The sequence below is a fragment of the Ramlibacter alkalitolerans genome (genome assembly GCF_016722765.1).
GTDB lineage: Bacteria > Pseudomonadota > Gammaproteobacteria > Burkholderiales > Burkholderiaceae_C > Ramlibacter > Ramlibacter alkalitolerans.
This window is the reverse complement of sequence record NZ_JAEQND010000012.1, coordinates 156934-173298: the sequence shown is the minus strand read 5'-3', so window position 1 is coordinate 173298 and position 16365 is coordinate 156934. Positions and strand designations below refer to the sequence as shown.

The window sequence follows — 16365 nt, the reverse complement described above, 5'->3', positions numbered from 1 at the left end:
GGCGCGGATAAGACTTTGTCTCCTGCTTGTTCTGGGGTCGCTGCGCGTTGCAGTAAACAGCGCGCGTGCCGCGGCGACGTTGACGTGCCTCAAGATTGGCTGCGGCCTCAGGGTCAGTCCCGAGGTCGGGCGGTGATGCCCCTGCGCCGCGTGGGCCGTTGACGGACGTCAAGGTTCATGCACCCGCTGCGCGCGCGCGTGCCATTTGCACGATCGCGGCGCGACGATGTCGGCGTGGACCCCAGGGACATTTCGCAGCGACTGCCTTCCGGCGCAACGGGGTGCATGCCGCCGCGCAGCACCCCCGCAGCGGCCGAAGTCCTTGATTCCATTGCAGATCCCCTGGAGCGTCGCAGCGGGCTGCATGTCCCGCATGTACTTCGCGCCCTTTCGCGGGCCCGCCACGGGGACCGCTTCCAACTCGCAAGTGCCTGTCATGAAAGGAGAAACGCCGCGCGCACGGCGCGTGGCACGAGTGATGCAGTGAGCAGGGCAAGCGCAACCACCAGCCACCCCGCCATGAAGCCCGCCACCAGGATCCTGATCGTCGACGACGAAGAAGTCGTCCGCCTCAGCTACATGCGCATCCTGGCCGGCGCCGACTGCCAGCTCAAGGCGGTGTGGACCTGGGGCCAGGTCTCGCAGGCGATGGACGAAGAACCCTTCGACCTCGTGCTGCTGGACCTGCGCATGCCGGGCATGGACGGACTGGAGGTGCTGCGCGAGCTGAAGGCGCGATGGCCGGACAGCGAGGTGATCATCATCACCGGCTACCCCACCGTCGCTTCCGCCAAGGAAGCCGTCTCGCTCGGTGCCTACGACTACCTGACCAAGCCCGTGGGGCCGGCCCAGGTGATCGCGGCGGCCAACGCCGCCATGTTGCACAAGCTCTGGGCCCTGCACGACGACAGCGCGTGCCAGGCCGGGACGGTCTCGTCACATCTCACTCACTAGGGGCACATCATGACAGCACTGCGCAAACTTCTCGTCGTCGACGACGATCCGGTGGTGGGAGCGAGCTTCAAGCGCGTCCTCTCCGGCAAGGGCTACCTGGTGGTGGCCGCTGAAAACGGGCAGCAGGCCCTCGACCGGCTGAAGGCCGAGAAGTTCGACGCCGTGTTCACGGACCTGCGCATGCCCGGCATGGACGGACTGCAGGTGGCCGAAAGGGTGCGCGCGGCACAACCCTGGACGCCGGTGGTGATCGTCACCGGCTACGGCTCGCCGGCCAGCGAGGCGCGGGCCCTGGCCTGCGGCGTGAGCGAGTTCCTGCACAAGCCGCTGTCGCCCGAGATGATCGAGGACAGCGCCGAGAAGGCCGTGCGCACCGTCATGGAAGGCGTGACGGCGCCGCGCACGGAACCGGCGCCGCTGGCGTCGCCGATCGCCGCGCCGGCCGCCGCGGCCCCTGCCGCCGCAGCGCCGCAGAAGGTCGGCGTGCTGCGCACGCTGCGCAACATGGCGCTGTTCCTCGCGGCGCCCTTCATCGGCCTGCTGTATGCGGTGCTGCTGCCCTTCGTGGGCCTCGGCATGCTGGCCTGGCTGGCCATCAAGGGCAAGGATGCGGGCCAGGCGCAAGCGCCGGACGAGGTCGCGGTCGCGCAGGAACCGGCACCGGCGCCCGTCGCCGAAGTGCCGGCCGTCGCGCCCGAGGCGGCGAGCCCCATCGTCGCTGAGACCGAGAACCGCGGGTTTGCCGGTGCGGCCAAGGTCGCTGCAGGCATCGTCGCGGCCCCGTTCCTCGGCCTGGCCTGGATCCTGGTGGCGCCCTTCGTCGGCCTCGCCGCCCTGGCCTGGCTCGGCGTCAAGACCGTGTTCGTGCGGGCGAGCTGAACGAGCCCACGCACCCGACCCCCGGAGGACCCATGAAACGCAGTTACCGATCCCAGCTCGCCGCCTTCGCGGCAGCGGCCCTGGCCCTGGCCTTCGTGCTGGTGTCGGGGCCGGTGCAGGCCGCCGACCCCGGCGAAGCCAGGCTCTCCAAGGAAGACCAGGCCTGCCTCGAATGCCATGCCAGACCGGGCGCGCGCAAGACGCTGGCCAACGGCGAGACCCTGTCGCTGTATGTCGCGCCCGAGGCCTTCGCGGCTTCCAGGCATGCGCGCGAAGGCTGCGAAGGCTGCCACTCGCAGATCGACACGGCCACGCACGGCAAGGCCGGCAACGAGCAGAAGATGGCCAGCAAGCGCAGCCACGCCGTGGAGTCCACCGAGACCTGCCGCGACTGCCACCAGAAGACGATGAAGAAGTACGACGACAGCGTGCACTGGGCGCTGGTCCGCAACGGCAGCGACAAGGCGCCGCTGTGCGCCAACTGCCACGACCCGCACGCCACGAAGTCGCTGAAGCAGGCGAACGCGGCCGACAACGCGCTGTGCCAGGAGTGCCACAAGGACATCGCGAAGGCCTTCACCGCCAGCGTGCACGGCACCGAGGGCGAGAACCTGGAGTGCAAGGACTGCCACCGCACGCACGACGTGCAGGCTGCAGCGGTCGGCGATCACCTGCGCGGGCAATGCATCTCCTGCCACAAGGAAGTCGTGACCTCGCACGCCCGCTGGCTGCCGAACGCCGAACACCACCTCGAAGCCGTCTCCTGCGGCGCCTGCCACAACCCCGACGCCGCGCGCCGGGTGGACCTGCGCATCTACGAAGCCAGGGCCGGCCACAAGGCCAAGGCCGCCGAGAAGGTGGGCGTGCCGCAGTTCGTGCAGCTCACGGCCGCCGACAGCGGCCTGGACGGGCGGGCCCTGTGGAGCCTGCTGCAGGACCTGAGCAGCGCCAAGGGTTCCGACGGCCGCAGCTTCGTGCGCGGCCGGCTCGAAGTGCAGACCGGCGTCGAGGCGCATGCGCTGGCCCCCAAGGGCAAGGCGCTGAAGGATTGCGCCACCTGCCACAAGCAGGGCGCCGCCGCCTTCCAGGCCGTGACGGTCAGCATGATCGGCGCCGACGGCCGCCCGGTGCGCAAGGGCGCGACGCAGGGCATCCTGAATTCCGTCGAATCGATCGGCTCCGTGAGCGGCTTCTACGCCATCGGCGGCACGCGCATCGCGATCCTCGACGCCCTGCTGCTGATGGCGCTGGCCGGCGGCGTGCTGCTCCCCGGCGCGCACCTGGCCATGAAGATCCTGAGCGCCCGCCGCCGCCGCGCCGCGCAGTCCCGGCATCCATCCGACACCGATTGAGGAGATCACCATGAGCAAGGTCTATGTCCATCCCCTGCCGGTGCGCATCTGGCACTGGGCCAACGTCATCCTGTTCATCGGGCTGGTGGTGACCGGCGTGCAGGTCCGCTACCTCGACCTGGTCGACCTGATGCCGTTCCAGACCGCGGTGATGCTGCACAACTGGGTCGGCTTCGCGCTGATCGCCAACTTCTTCGTCTGGCTGCTGTTCTACCTGTTCTCCGAGCGCAACCAGGCCTACCACCCCGAGCTCAACATCGTGAAGCTCGCCAATGCCTCGTTCGAGCAGGCGAAGTACTACGGCTGGGGGATGTTCCGCGGCGAGCACAACCCGCACCGGATCGACCCGTACCACAAGTTCAACCCGCTGCAGCGCACGCTCTACCAGATCCTGATGCTGTTCCTGCTGCCGATGCAGTTCGCCACCGGCCTGCTGATGTGGGACATCAAGCGCTTCTCCGCCGTCATCGAGATGGTGGGCGGCCTCCGGGTCGTCTCCACGGTGCACGTACTGATCTTCATCTTCTTCGTCTTCTACCTGTTCTTCCATCCGTACCTGGCGACCCTGGGCCACACGCCCACGGCGCACATCCGGGCGATGGTGACCGGCTTCGAGGACGTCGAGGACGAACCCGCGGCGCCGGCGGCGTCGTGAGGGAAACCTGTTTTGGCAACCATGCTTCTTAGGAGGGAAAGATGAAGTTCAAGACCTGCGCGGCGGCTGCCGCCGTCCTGTGTGCGTTTGCGCTGCCGTCCATGGCAGCCGTCGACGGCGACGCAGCCGTGAAGCTCATGAAGGACAACGGCTGCACCAAGTGCCACTCCGTCGACAAGGCGAAGAAGGGCCCGGCCTACCAGAAGGTCGCGGCCAAGTACAAGGGCAAGGCCGACGCGGAAGCGAAGCTGGTCGACTTCGTGACCAAGAGCCCGAAGGTGAAGCTGGACGACGGCAGCGAAGAGGACCACAAGGCCGTCTCCACCAAGGACGCTGCCCAGATCAAGAACCTGGTGCAGTGGGTCCTGGCGCAATAGGTAAGGCCGCCAGGATCTTTCAGGGCCCAGCCGCGACGGGGGTCGGCGGCGGGGCCTTTTTTGTTTGTAGCCTCGCCGGCAAGGCGAGTCGATGCTTCCCCGGACGGGAAAGCCTTCAACGCAGAAGCCGCAAAAGTTGCGCAAAAACCGCGAAAGGAATCCTCCTTGAGGAAGTCTTCTTTTGCGGCTTTTGCGTAGCCTCTGCGGCTTTTGCGTTAAGGGTGTTCCAACCCCTGCCAACCTACTCCGGCTGCTCCTCGCCCGCGCGGGCTTCCGTGTCGCGCACCCGGATGTTGTGCTTCTTCATCAGCGCCTGGAAATTGGCGCGCTGCATGCCCGCCGCCTCCGCGCTGCGCGTCACGTTCCAGACGTTGCGCTTGAGCGTTTCCTGCACGAACAGCTTCTCGATGTCCTCCACCGACTTCTCGCGTGCGATCTTCTTGATGTGCTTGAGTTCTTCCGCGGTGCGCGGAACCTCCAGCTCGCTCTTCGGGGCGCTGTCCAGGATGCCGGCGAGGTGGGCCTGCCGGATCATCTCGTCGGACGCGAGGATCGCGGCGCGCTGGATCGCGTTCTGCAGCTCGCGCACGTTGCCCGGCCAGGCGTGGTTCACCAGCAGGCTCATGGCGCCGTCGGAAATCCTGGGCACCGGCCGCCCCAGTTCCTCGCAGAAGGCCTTGAGGAAGTGGAAGGCGAGGGCAGGGATGTCGTCGCGGCGCTCACGCAACGGCGGCACCTGGATCGGGAACACGTTGATGCGGTAGTACAGGTCCTCGCGGAAGCTGCCGGCGGCCACCATGGCCTTCAGGTCCGCATTGGTCGCGGCCACGATGCGCACGTTGGTGGCCTGCGTGCGCGTGTCGCCCACGGCCTTGAATTCGTGCTCCTGCAGCACGCGCAGCAGCTTGGCCTGCGTGCTCAACGGGATGTTGCCCAGCTCGTCGAGGAACAGCGTGCCGTTGTGGGCCAGCTCGAACATGCCGCGCTTGTGCGCCACCGCGCCGGTGAAGGCGCCCTTCACGTGACCGAACAGTTCGCTTTCCAGCAGGTGCTCCGACAGCGTGTTGCAGTCCACGGCGACGAAGGGCCCGTCCTTGCGCAGGCTGTTGTAGTGGATCGCCCGCGCCACCATCTCCTTGCCGGTGCCGCTCTCGCCGGTGACCATCACCGTGCAGTGGGTGGGCGCGCATTGCGCGATGAGCCGGTAGACGGACTGCATCTGCGCACTGGCGCCGACGATGTTCTCGAAGCGGTAGCGGGCGCCGGCCTCGGACTTGAGCACGCGGTTTTCGCGCAGCAGCCGCTGGCGCTCGATCGCGCGGTCCACCACCATCTTCAGTTCGTCGGGATCGAAGGGCTTGGGCAGGTAGTCGAAGGCGCCGAGCTTCATGGCCTGGACGGCGGTCTGCACCTGCGACAGCCCCGTCATCATGATCACGTCGACCTCCGGGTGGCGTTCCTTCACGTGCTGCAGCACCTGCAGGCCGTCGATGTGGGGCATCATGATGTCCAGCACCACGATGTCGTAGCCGTTCTCGTCGATGCGCCGCAGCGCCTCCCACGGGTCGAGGACGGACTCCACTTCGTAGGGATCGCCCGCCAGGATGCGGGTGCAACTGCGCAGGACGATGTCCTCGTCGTCGACGATCAGGATGCGTGCTTTCATGCGGTGGTCTCCGGCGTGCCGTGCGGCTCGCGCACGGGCAGGGCGGCCGGCAGGAGGATGCGGAAGGTGCTGCCGGCGCCGACCGCGCTCTCTACCTCGATCTGGCCGCCGTGGGCCTTGACGATGCCGTAGCTCACGGACAGGCCCAGGCCGGTGCCCTTGCCGACTTCCTTGGACGTGTAGAAGGGGTCGAAGATGCGCTGCAGGTCGGCTTTCGCGATGCCGCAGCCGGTGTCCGCGATGGCGATCTCCGCCACCGGCTCCGGCGCGGAGCGCAGCGGCAGGCGGCGCGCGGGGTGCAGGCGGGTGCGCACCGTGATGCGGCCCGGCCCGTCGATGGCCTGCTGCGCGTTCACCAGCATGTTCATCAGCACCTGCTTGATCAGGTCGGCGTCGGCGTGCACGGGCGGCAGCGCGGGGTCGGGCTCCAGCACGATGTCCACCTGCTGCAGCGCCGCCGAGCGCTCGACGAAGCGCACCGTTTCCTGTGCGAGCTCATTGAGGTTCACCACCGTCTTCTCCGGCGGCTTCTCGCGCGCGAAGTCCAGCAGCCGCCGGATGATGCTCGCGCAGCGGCGCGTTTCCCGGATCACGAGGTCCAGGTCCTCGGCGTCCTGGCTGCCCGCGGGCGCGTTCTGGCGCATCAGCGAGGTGAAGGTGAGCACGCCGGTCAGGGGATTGTTCAGTTCGTGCGCGATGCCCGCCGCGAGCTGGCCGATGGAGGCCAGCTTTTCGCCGCGCGCCACCTCGGCTTCGGCCAGGCGCAGTTCCCCGGTGCGTTCCCTGACCTTTTCCTCCAGCGTGTCCACCCAGTCCTGCAGTTCCCGGTGCGACTTGCTCACGGCCGCCATCATCACGTTGGTCGAAGCGGCAAGCCGGCCGAACTCGTCGGCGCCGCGCACCGGGATCGGCTCGTCGAAATGGCCGCTGGCGATGCGCCCGGCGCCGCGTGCGAGGTCGCGCAGCGGCTGGTAGATCAGGCGGCGCAGCAGCCAGCCGGCGCCGATCGCGACCAGCAGCACGAAGCCGACCGAGAACGCGATCATCTTCACCACGTGGTCGGCCATCGTGCGGTTGAATTCCGCGAGCGAGTAGGTGATGTCGACGATGCCCAGCACCGACTGGCTGGCCGGGTGCTGGTGGCAGGAGGCACCCGAGCAGGACGGCTCGTTGCGGATCACCTCCATGTTCCCGAGCAGCTGCTGGCGCTCCGGCGTGTCGAAGATGCGCCACTTGACCGCATGGGGCGCGTCGCCCAGCACCTTCTTCGTGCCCTGGTGGCACTGCGAGCAGTGCTCGGCGTCACGGTCGATGTGCCGGCCGACCTCGCCCGCGACGTTGGAGTGCGCGATGGTGCCGTTCTTGCGCAGCACGCGCACGCTGCGGATGCCCTCCTGCTTGCCGATGTCCTCGATGATCTTGTCGACGATCTCGGGTTCGTCCAGCAGCATCGCATAGCGGGTGCTGCGCTCGATGACCTGCGACAGCTGCGACATGTGGGTGACCATGGTGCGCAGCTGCTCGCTGCGCTCCTGCCGCACCAGCAGCACGATCAGCAGCACCATCGCCGCGCCGAGCACGAGGGTGAGGTACAGGCTGACCTTGAACTGTAGGCTTTTCGGCGACATGCCGCTGGATGGTGGGCCGGCCGGACGCGGAAAGGGCCGGCACGCCGAGTGTGCGCCGCGGGCAGGGGAGGGCTATTGATGGCACGCAAGGAGCCTGCCCGCGTGCCTGCGTGCCCTGTTGCCGGCGGGCGACAGGGCGGAAGGCGGATCAGGCCGCGGCCGCGACCGGCACGATGCGCAGCGTGCGGGCGCGCAGCTGGCCGCAGCCGCCTTCGACGTCCTGCCCGGCCGACTGGCGCAGCTTGGTGAGGATGCCGCGCCGGTGCAGCGTGCGGGCGATCTCCGCCGCGCGCTCCCAGCTCGGACGACGGAAAGCGATGCCGTCGACGCGGTTGAAGGGGATCATGTTCAGCACGCCGTAGCGGCCGGCCAGCAGGCGCACGATGCCATCGAGTTCGTCCTCGCCGTCGTTCACGCCTTCCAGCAGCGTCCACTGGTACTGGATCGGGTAGCCGGTGGCGCGCGCATACGCATCGGCCGCTTCGACCAGCGCCTCGGGCGTCATGCGCGGTGCGCGCGGCAGCAGCGTCTCGCGCAGGTCCGCCTTCGTGGTGTGCAGCGACAGCGCCAGCGCAGGCTTGACGCGTTCGCGCGGCAGCCGCTCGAACACCCGCGGGTCGCCCACGGTGGAGAACACCAGGTTCTTGTGGCCGATGTTGCCGGCCGTCCCGAGCAGGTCGATCGCCTCCAGCACCGCATCGAGGTTGTGCGCCGGCTCGCCCATGCCCATGAAGACCACCTTCTTCACCGGCCGGCGAGCGCGGGCGAGGGCGACCTGCGCCACCATCTCGGCGCTTCCGAGCTGGCGCACCAGGCCGCCGCGGCCCGTCATGCAGAACTGGCAGCCCACGGCGCAGCCGACCTGCGAGGAGATGCAGAGCCCGTCGCGCGGCAGCAGCACGCTTTCGACGGTCTGGCCGTCGGCCAGTTGCACCAGCAGGCGCTCCGAGCCGTCGCTGCCGGGATGGACCGAGACGATGCGGGCCAGCGCCGCGAGTTCGGCCTCGATCGCCGGCAGTTCGGCCCGCAGCGAGGCCGGCAGGAAGTCCTCGATGCGGCGCTTGCCGCTGTCCATCGCCAGCGCGTTGCTCCACAGGCGCAGGATGCGGCGTTCGTGCGTGGGGCCGGCGCCGGCGGCACGCAGGCGCTGCACGAGGGTCTCGATCCGGGTCATGGCGCCGATTGTGCCCAAGCGCGCCGCCAGGGGGCACTCGACACCGTTCGACATTTCGACTAAAGTCGAATCATGGAAGAAAAGGCCGCCGTCGCCGCCCTCGCTGCCCTGGCGCAGCCGCTTCGCCTGCGGGTCTTCCGGGCCCTGGTCGGCGTCGGGCCGCAGGGCCTGAATCCGAGCGAGCTGGCGCAGATGCTGGGCGTTGCGTCGTCCACGCTGTCGTTCCACCTGAAGGAACTCGTGCACGCGGGCATGGTGAGCCAGGAGCGCGACGGGCGCAACCTGGTCTACCGCGCCTCCCTGGAACGCATGTCCGAACTCATGGACTACCTGGCGGCGCATTGCTGCCTGGGCGCGGGCTGCGAGCAACTCACGGTTCCCGGCTGCACCCACTGCTGAAACGAAGGAGTCCCCATGAAGCGCTTCCACGTCCACCTGCACGTCGACGACCTCCAGCAAAGCCTGGCCTTCTACACGAAGCTGTTCGCAGCCGAACCCACGCGCAGCGAGAGCGATTACGCCAAGTGGATGCTGCAGGACCCGCCGGTGAATTTCGCGATCTCCACGCGCGGCCACGCCGCCGGCATCGATCACCTGGGCATCCAGGCCGACAACGCGGAGGAACTGTCGGAACTGAAGGCCCGGGCCCAGGCGGCCGATCTCGCACTGCAGGACGAGGGCGAGACCAGCTGCTGCTATGCCCGCAGCGACAAGCACTGGATCACGGACCCGCAAGGCATCGCGTGGGAGCATTTCCACACGCTCGCCACCATTCCGGTGTTCAACGAACAGGAGCAGGGCGCCGCCGCCTGCTGCACTCCGCGTGCGCCTGCCGGCCAGCCGCCGGGCGTGCCGGAGAAGTCCTCCTGCTGCTAGGGCGGGCACCGGATGCAGTGCGCAACGGCGAGCGCCCCGGCGCCGGCGGCGCCCATGAGCGTCTTCGAGCGCTATCTCACGGTCTGGGTGTTCCTGTGCATCGTGTCGGGCATCGGGCTGGGCCAGGTGGCGCCCGGCGTGTTCCAGGCCGTGGGGCGCATGGAACTGGCGCGGGTGAACCTGCCGGTGGGGCTGCTGATCTGGGTGATGATCGTTCCGATGCTCGTGAAGGTGGACTTCGGCGCGCTGCACCAGGTGCGCACGCACTGGCGCGGCATCGGCGTGACCCTGTTCGTGAACTGGGCGGTCAAGCCGTTCTCGATGGCGCTCCTGGCCTGGATCTTCGTGCGGCACGTGTTCGCGCCCTGGCTGCCGGCCGGCCAGGCGGACAGCTACATCGCGGGGCTGATCCTGCTGGCCGCCGCGCCGTGCACGGCGATGGTCTTCGTCTGGAGCCGCCTGACCAACGGCCATCCGCTCTTCACGCTGTCGCAGGTGGCGCTGAACGACACGATCATGGTCTTCGCCTTCGCGCCCATCGTCGCCTTGCTGCTGGGCCTGTCGGCCATCGTGGTCCCGTGGGACACCTTGATCGCCTCGGTGCTGCTGTACATCCTGATCCCGGTCGCGCTCGCGCAATGGTGGCGACGCGCGCTGCTGCGGCGCGGCCCGCAGGCCTTCGAGGCCGCACTGGCCCGGATGGGGCCGTGGTCGATCGCCGCGCTGCTCGCCACGCTGGTGCTGCTGTTCGCCTTCCAGGGCCGCGCGATCCTGGAGCAACCGCTGGTGATCACCATGCTGGCGGTGCCGATCCTGATCCAGGTGTTCTTCAATGCGGCACTCGCCTACGGGCTGAACCGCGCCGTCGGCGAGTCCCACAGCGTGGCCTGCCCCTCGGCCCTGATCGGGGCCAGCAACTTCTTCGAACTGGCCGTCGCGGCCGCGATCAGCCTGTTCGGATTCGCCTCGGGCGCCGCGCTAGCGACGGTGGTCGGCGTCCTGATCGAAGTCCCGGTGATGCTGCTGGTGGTGCGGGTCGTCAATCGCAGCAAGCCCTGGTACGAGGCGAGGGCAAGGCTGCGCCCGGCGTGACCTGGCGCAGGGCCAGCGCCTCCGCGCGCTGGCATGATCGCGGCCGGAACGAAGTCGTTGGGGAACGGGATTGGTTTTCTGGAACACGCACCGGCAGCGCCGGCTGCTCGCCCTTGCCGTGGCGGCTTTCGCCTGCCTGCCGGCCGCTGCAGGCCCGCGCGTGCTGGCCATCGACGGCACGAGCGCAGGGCTGCAGGCCGCACCCCAGCGGCGCGGCGAAATCGAGCAGATGCTCCAGGCCTGGAAGCTGGCCTGGGAACTGGGCGAAGCCGACACCTACCTGCGTTTCTACGCGCCCGATTTCCGCGGCGATGCGCGCTCGCGCGCCGACTGGGAACGAACGCGCCGTGCGCGCCTGGCCCGGCGCCGGATTTCGGTGGAGCTGGAGTCGCTGCGCATCCGCCTGCTGGGCGACTCCGAAGCGGAGGTTTCCTTCACCCAGCGCTATGCGGCGGGCGGGCACCGGGACACCGGCGCCAAGCGCTTGCGGCTGCAGCGCATCGGTGGAGCGTGGCGCATCACGGGGGAGACTTGGGCCCAGGGGAGCTGAGCCGGGGAGCGGACGCCCGGGAACGGGGGGTGGTGGATACCTTGGCTGACGCTTCTACGTGCCTTTGATTTTACATAATACGCATCGTATCAACTACCACGGCGGTTACAGCGCGCCCCCGGCAGCGCCGATTCCCTGTAAAAAACATCCTGCCGCGGAGTGGCTCCGCGAACGCCATCTGGGAGATTCCATGCATTTGATCACGCGACTTTCGGTCCTTGCGGCCGTCGTACTGGCCGGCTGCGCCTCACAGGACCCCTTGTACAAGGGCGTGGCGGCGGGCACGGGCAAACACCTGGTCTACCGCGACACCTCGGGCAACGTGATCCGCCAGTTCGACTATCCGGACGATGCCATCTGCCGGCGCGTCGAAACCCTCGCCGGCCGCGCCGCCCGTTGCCAGGACGCCCCCGCCAGCGGCTTCCAGGCGCAGGCCACGCTGCGCTACAACCCGCCGGGCATGCTGGTCCAGGGCCACTACGCGGACATGGCGCGCTGCCGGGCCGACACCGGCACGATGTCCGCCGGCGTCGAACTGATCAACGGCTGCACCGCGCAATAGCGCCCGTCAGCACTTGAACTTCCCGCGGCAAGTGGCTGTCACCACTTGCCTTTCGGGTACTTCGCGCGGATCGCCGCAGCGATCATCTCGGCCGAATCGCGCCGGTTGCCCTGCTGCGCGAACTCGATGGCCGACAGGCCCAGCTCGTTGCGCAACCGCGGGTCGGCCCCCGATTCCAGCAGCAGCTTCACGGCCGCCGGCGTGCCGTACTTGGCCGCCATCATCAGCGGGGTCGACTTGTTCGGCGACTCGGCATCGATGTACGCGTGCTCGTCCAGCAGGATCTGGATGATCTCCACGTGGCCGCCCGTGGCGGCATAGTGCAGCGGCGCCCAGCCGGTCTTGTTCACATGCGCGTCGCGGGCGATCAGCTTGCGCACGATCTCCGTCTGGCCCTTGAGCGCCGCCAGCATCAGCGGGCTTTCGTCCTTCGGGCTGCGCCATTCCACCCGGGTCTTCGGCCAGGCGATCAGCGCGTCGGCCGCCTTCAGCGAGCCTTCCTTGACGGCGATGAACAGGCCGTGCGTCCGGGCGGGATCGAGCGCGTTGGCATCGAAACCGCGCTGGAGCAGCTCGGTGATCCGCCGCCCGTCGTCCTGCCGGACGGCCTGGAAGAAGTCTTCGTAGGAGCCGGCGTGCGCCAGGGAAAGCGAAAGCAGAGCAAGGAGATGGAAGACGAACTTCGAGAAGATTCTCATGATTCTGCAGGCCGGAAGAGGGTCTCGAAATTGCGGCTGGTGAGCTCGGCCACCCGCTCCACGGACAGCCCGCGCACCTCGGCCACCTGCTTCGCGACGAAGGGCACGTAGGAGGGGTTGTTGGTCTTGCCGCGGTACGGCACCGGGGCGAGGTAGGGGCTGTCGGTCTCGATCAGCAGCCGGTCTTCGGGCACGAAGCGCGCGACTTCGCGCAGGTCGGCCGCGTTCTTGAAGGTGATGATCCCCGAAAAGGAGATGTGGAAACCCAGGTCCAGCGCCGCCCGGGCCACTTCGGCCGTCTCGGTGAAGCAGTGGAACACGCCGCCCACCGCCGCCGCGGAGCCGTCCTCGCCCTCTTCCTTCAGGATCGCGATCGTGTCGGCCGAGGAGGCGCGGGTGTGGATGATCAGCGGCTTGCCGCACCGGTGCGCGGCGCGGATGTGGGTGCGAAAGCGCTCCCGCTGCCATTCCAGGTCGGCGATGCTGCGGCCGCCCTTGCGCTCTTCCATCTGGTAGTAGTCCAGGCCGGTTTCGCCGATGCCCACCACCCTCGGGCGGGCGGCCAGCTCCAGCAGCTTGTCCACCGTGGGCTCGGCGATGCCTTCGTTGTCCGGATGCACGCCGGCGGAGGCCCAGAAGTTGTCGTAGCGCATCGCCAGCGCGTGCACGTCCTCGAACTCCTCCAGGGTCGTGCAGATGCAAAGGGCGCGGTCGACCTTCGCTTGCGCCATGGCCTGGCGGATCTGGGGCAGCTGGGCGGCGAGCTCCGGGAAGCTCAGGTGGCAGTGGGAATCGACGAACATGGCAAAAGCAGGCGCGCCGCGCGGCCTCGCGACCCGCGGCGCTGAAAAAGTGATTCTAGGCGCCCCGGCGCCGCGCGCTCAGATGGTCTGCGTCGGCCGCTCGGAGGCCAGGTGCCCGCCCAGGATCTCCTCGATCTTGACCTTCAGCAGCTTGGACTTGTCGTCGGAGGGAAAACGCACGCCCACGCCCTGGGTGCGGTTGGCCGCCGCGCGGGCCGGCGTGACCCAGGCGACCTTGCCGGCCACCGGGTAGCGCTGCGGGTCGTCCGGCAGCGAGAGCAGCACGTAGACGTCGTCGCCCAGCTTGTATTCGCGGGTGGTCGGAATGAACACGCCGCCGTCGGAGAACAGCGGGATGTAGGCGGCATACAGGGCCGCCTTTTCCTTGATGGCGAGCTGGATGACGCTCGGGCGGGGCGTGGTGGGGGCGGTACTCATGAGGGGCTCCTCGAGTGTAGGGCCGCCCGTGCCTGGCTCACAAGGTCCTCGAGCATCAGTCCCGCGTTGAAGGGGTGGTCGACCGTGCGAGAAGTCGCAGCCAGGGCGCGCCACCACCCGGTCAGTGCCTGCACCGAAGCCGCGGGCGGCAGGTCCGCGGCCTCGAAGAAGCGCGGCGCCGCCCCCGAGCGCACGGCCAGCAGGTCGTGGCACAGCTTCTGCAAGGCCTCGACCAGGTCGCCCGGGCCCCAGTCGCCGATCACCGGGTTGTCGCCGCGGACCAACGCCTTGGGCCACTGCGACCAGGCCCGGGCGTCCAGGCCGGCCTGGTGCAGGCGCAGCGCGTCTTCCGGGCGGCCGCCGGCGGCGCGCAGCAGCACCGGGGCCGCCGGCGCGGGAACGCCCTGCTCCGCCAGCCACGCGGTCGCCTCGTCCGGGCCCGGCCAGGCCAGGCCGTGGCCCAGGCAGCGGCTGCGGATCGTGGGCAGCAGCAGGTGCGCGGCCTCGGTGGCGAGCACGAAGCGCACGTCGCCGGGCGGCTCCTCCAGCGTCTTGAGCAGCGCGTTGGCGGTGACCGCGTTCATGCGGTCCGCGGGGTACACCATCACCACCTTGCCGCGGCCGCGGCCGCTGGTGCGCTGGGCGAATTCGACCGCGTCGCGCATCGCCTCGACCCGGATCTCGCGGCTCGGCTTGCGCTTCTTGTCGTCGATCTCGGCCTGCGCCTTCTCCGCCAGCGGCCATTCGCGGGCCAGCATCTCGGTTTCCGGCATCAGCACGGCGAGGTCCGTGTGGCTGCGCACCTGCACCTGGTGGCAGCTGTGGCACTGGCCGCAGGCGCCGTCCGGCGTCGGCCGGTCGCACAGCCAGGCGGCAGCGAGTTCCAGCGCCAGCTTGTACTGTCCAAGTCCGGACGGGCCCTGCAGCAGCCAGGCGTGGCCCCGCTGGGCGAGCAAATGGCGCAGCTGCGCGCGGATCCAGGGTGCGGTCATGCCAGCACCCCCCTGGCCTTCAGGCCCTCTTCGACGTCGCGCCACACGGCTTCGCGCGGCTGGTCGGCGTCCACGCGCAGGAAGCGATGGGGATCGGCCGCGGCGCGGGCCGCATAGCCGGCGGCGACGCGGGCGAAGAATTCCTGCGGCTGCGCTTCGAACTTGTCCGGCACCCGCGCGCCGGCGAGGCGCTGCGCCGCGACGGCCGGGGCGAGGTCGAACCAGATCGTGAGGTGCGGCTGCCGCAGCGTCGGCGCCTGCACCGCGGGCACCGACTGCACCCAGCGCTCGAGGCCGGCCAGCACGTCGAGGTCGAAGCCGCGGCCGGCGCCCTGGTAGGCGAAGGTGGCGTCGGTGAAGCGGTCGCACAGCACGGCATCGCCGCGCGCCAGCGCCGGCTCGATCACCTGCAGCAGGTGGTCGCGCCGGGCCGCGAACATCAGCAGCGCCTCGGTCAGCGGATCCATGGGCTCGTTCAGCGCCAGCGCGCGCAGCTTCTCGGCCAGCGGCGTTCCGCCCGGCTCGCGCGTCGTCACCACGGTGCGGCCGCGCGCGCGCAGGGCGGCGGCCAGCGCGTCGATGTGCGTGGACTTGCCGGCGCCGTCGATGCCCTCGAAGCTGATGAAGAGGCCGCCGGTCATCGCCCGCGCTGGTAGGTGTTGACGGCGCGGTTGTGCTCGTCGAGCGAGGCGCTGAAATGGCTGCTGCCGTCGCCCCTGGCCACGAAGTACAGGAAGTTGCCCGGCGCCGGCTGCACGGCGGCCAGCAGCGAGGCCTTGCCGGGCATCGCGATCGGCGTCGGCGGCAGGCCGGGGCGCAGGTAAGTGTTGTAGGGCCCGTCGGTCTGCAGGTCGACCTTGCGCAGGTTGCCGTTGAACTTCTCGCCCAGGCCGTAGATCACGGTCGGGTCGGTCTGCAGCGGCATGCCGATCTTCAGCCGGTTCTGGAACACGGCGGAGATCAGCGTGCGGTCCGCCGCCTTGCCGGTTTCCTTCTCCACGATGCTGGCCAGGATCAGCGCCTCCTCGGGCGTCTTGACGACGGCTTGCGGCGCGCGCTGCGCCCAGGCCTGCGCCAGCCGCTTGTCCATCGCGCGCAGCGCACGCTGGTACACCTTGACGTCGCTGGAACCCTTGGAATACGTGTAGGTGTCGGGGAAGAAGCGGCCCTCCGGATGCACGCCGGGGCGGCCCAGCAGCTTCATCAGGTCGGCGTCGGAGAGCTTCGCCGTGTCGGGCCGGAGCTGGTCGGCCTTGGCCAGTGCGGCGCGCAGCTGGCGCCAGTTCCAGCCTTCGACCACGGTCACGGCGCGCAGCGACTCCTCGCCGCGCGCCAGCTTGTCCAGCAGCCGCTGCGGCGTGATGCCGCGCTCCAGCTCGTAGCTGCCGGCCTTGATCCGCTGGCCCTCGCCCGAGACGCGGAACCAGGCATACAGCAGGCGCGGGTCGACATCGACGCCGGCGTCGCGCACGGCCTGCGCCACGCCGCGCGGCAGGGTGCCCGGCTCGATGGACAGATCGAGGGACGGCGCCGGCAGGCGCAGCGGCCGGTGGATCCACCACCAGCCCGCCCCGGCGGCGGCGGCCCCGGCCAGCAGCGCCAGCACGAACAGCAGTTTGATGAAGCGGCGCATCCTTACCCGGCGTCAGGAATCAGCGGGCCATGATAA

The 16365-nt window shown here is 69.2% G+C and carries 19 protein-coding genes; 10 read left to right on the top strand and 9 right to left on the bottom strand.

Annotated features, from left to right (window positions below; all coding sequences use genetic code 11):
* Positions 1-519: 519 nt before the first annotated feature.
* From JI746_RS21045 to JI746_RS21025, 5 genes are read left to right on the top strand one after another with little or no spacing between them, the layout of a single operon-like run.
* On the top strand, positions 520-954 hold the full coding sequence (locus JI746_RS21045) for a response regulator (RefSeq protein WP_201692245.1): 435 nt from the start codon (positions 520-522) through the stop codon (positions 952-954).
* Between the two features lie 9 nt (positions 955-963).
* Positions 964-1833: a response regulator gene (locus JI746_RS21040; RefSeq protein WP_201692244.1), complete on the top strand. Its 870-nt coding sequence runs from the start codon at positions 964-966 to the stop codon at positions 1831-1833.
* A gap of 32 nt (positions 1834-1865) precedes the next feature.
* Entirely contained in the window at positions 1866-3185 is a 1320-nt protein-coding gene (locus tag JI746_RS21035) for a cytochrome c3 family protein (RefSeq protein WP_201692243.1), read from the top strand.
* A 10-nt stretch (positions 3186-3195) separates the two neighbouring features.
* Positions 3196-3840 carry a cytochrome b/b6 domain-containing protein gene (locus tag JI746_RS21030; protein WP_201692242.1) on the top strand — a complete coding sequence of 215 codons (645 nt, stop codon included), beginning with the start codon at positions 3196-3198 and terminating at the stop codon, positions 3838-3840.
* Positions 3841-3881: 41 nt separating this feature from the next.
* On the top strand, positions 3882-4217 hold the full coding sequence (locus JI746_RS21025; RefSeq protein WP_201692241.1) for a c-type cytochrome: 336 nt from the start codon (positions 3882-3884) through the stop codon (positions 4215-4217).
* A gap of 241 nt (positions 4218-4458) precedes the next feature.
* Here the strand turns inward: JI746_RS21025 and JI746_RS21020 are convergent, their stop codons facing one another.
* From JI746_RS21020 to JI746_RS21010, 3 genes are all read right to left on the bottom strand, one after another.
* Entirely contained in the window at positions 4459-5883 is a 1425-nt protein-coding gene (locus JI746_RS21020) for a sigma-54-dependent transcriptional regulator (protein WP_201692240.1), read from the bottom strand.
* Positions 5880-7511, bottom strand: coding sequence for a sensor histidine kinase (locus JI746_RS21015; RefSeq protein WP_201692239.1), 1632 nt, complete (start codon positions 7509-7511; stop codon positions 5880-5882). The genes JI746_RS21020 and JI746_RS21015 overlap by 4 nt, the downstream gene beginning before the upstream one ends.
* A gap of 148 nt (positions 7512-7659) precedes the next feature.
* Positions 7660-8685: an RNA methyltransferase gene (locus JI746_RS21010; protein ID WP_201692238.1), complete on the bottom strand. Its 1026-nt coding sequence runs from the start codon at positions 8683-8685 to the stop codon at positions 7660-7662.
* A 72-nt stretch (positions 8686-8757) separates the two neighbouring features.
* On the opposite strand from JI746_RS21010, the gene JI746_RS21005 reads away from it, so the two are divergent.
* From JI746_RS21005 to JI746_RS20985, 5 genes are all read left to right on the top strand, one after another.
* Entirely contained in the window at positions 8758-9084 is a 327-nt protein-coding gene (locus JI746_RS21005) for an ArsR/SmtB family transcription factor (protein ID WP_201692237.1), read from the top strand.
* A 15-nt stretch (positions 9085-9099) separates the two neighbouring features.
* Entirely contained in the window at positions 9100-9561 is a 462-nt protein-coding gene (locus JI746_RS21000; protein WP_201692236.1) for an ArsI/CadI family heavy metal resistance metalloenzyme, read from the top strand.
* Between the two features lie 12 nt (positions 9562-9573).
* Entirely contained in the window at positions 9574-10653 is a 1080-nt protein-coding gene (arsB, locus tag JI746_RS20995) for an ACR3 family arsenite efflux transporter (RefSeq protein WP_201692235.1), read from the top strand.
* Between the two features lie 70 nt (positions 10654-10723).
* Entirely contained in the window at positions 10724-11203 is a 480-nt protein-coding gene (locus tag JI746_RS20990; protein ID WP_201692234.1) for a nuclear transport factor 2 family protein, read from the top strand.
* 190 nt (positions 11204-11393) lie between these two features.
* Positions 11394-11765 carry a hypothetical protein gene (locus tag JI746_RS20985; RefSeq protein WP_201692233.1) on the top strand — a complete coding sequence of 124 codons (372 nt, stop codon included), beginning with the start codon at positions 11394-11396 and terminating at the stop codon, positions 11763-11765.
* Positions 11766-11803: 38 nt separating this feature from the next.
* On the opposite strand, the gene JI746_RS20980 is transcribed toward JI746_RS20985, so the two are convergent.
* The 6 genes from JI746_RS20980 to mltG all read right to left on the bottom strand — a co-directional run bounded on the left by JI746_RS20980 (position 11804) and on the right by mltG (position 16329).
* On the bottom strand, positions 11804-12463 hold the full coding sequence (locus JI746_RS20980) for an ankyrin repeat domain-containing protein (protein WP_201692232.1): 660 nt from the start codon (positions 12461-12463) through the stop codon (positions 11804-11806).
* On the bottom strand, positions 12460-13266 hold the full coding sequence (locus JI746_RS20975; protein ID WP_201692231.1) for a TatD family hydrolase: 807 nt from the start codon (positions 13264-13266) through the stop codon (positions 12460-12462). The genes JI746_RS20980 and JI746_RS20975 overlap by 4 nt, the downstream gene beginning before the upstream one ends.
* Before the next feature lie 78 nt (positions 13267-13344).
* Complete coding sequence (locus JI746_RS20970) at positions 13345-13704, bottom strand: PilZ domain-containing protein (RefSeq protein WP_201692230.1); 360 nt, start codon at positions 13702-13704, stop codon at positions 13345-13347.
* Positions 13701-14696, bottom strand: a complete 996-nt coding sequence (locus JI746_RS20965; RefSeq protein WP_201692229.1) for a DNA polymerase III subunit delta' — start codon at positions 14694-14696, stop codon at positions 13701-13703. The genes JI746_RS20970 and JI746_RS20965 overlap by 4 nt, the downstream gene beginning before the upstream one ends.
* A complete protein-coding gene (gene tmk, locus JI746_RS20960) occupies positions 14693-15337 on the bottom strand; it encodes a dTMP kinase (protein WP_201692228.1) in 645 nt (214 codons plus the stop codon). Before tmk ends, JI746_RS20965 begins: the two co-directional genes overlap by 4 nt.
* Entirely contained in the window at positions 15334-16329 is a 996-nt protein-coding gene (mltG, locus tag JI746_RS20955) for an endolytic transglycosylase MltG (RefSeq protein WP_201692227.1), read from the bottom strand. The genes tmk and mltG overlap by 4 nt, the downstream gene beginning before the upstream one ends.
* Positions 16330-16365: the final 36 nt, after the last annotated feature.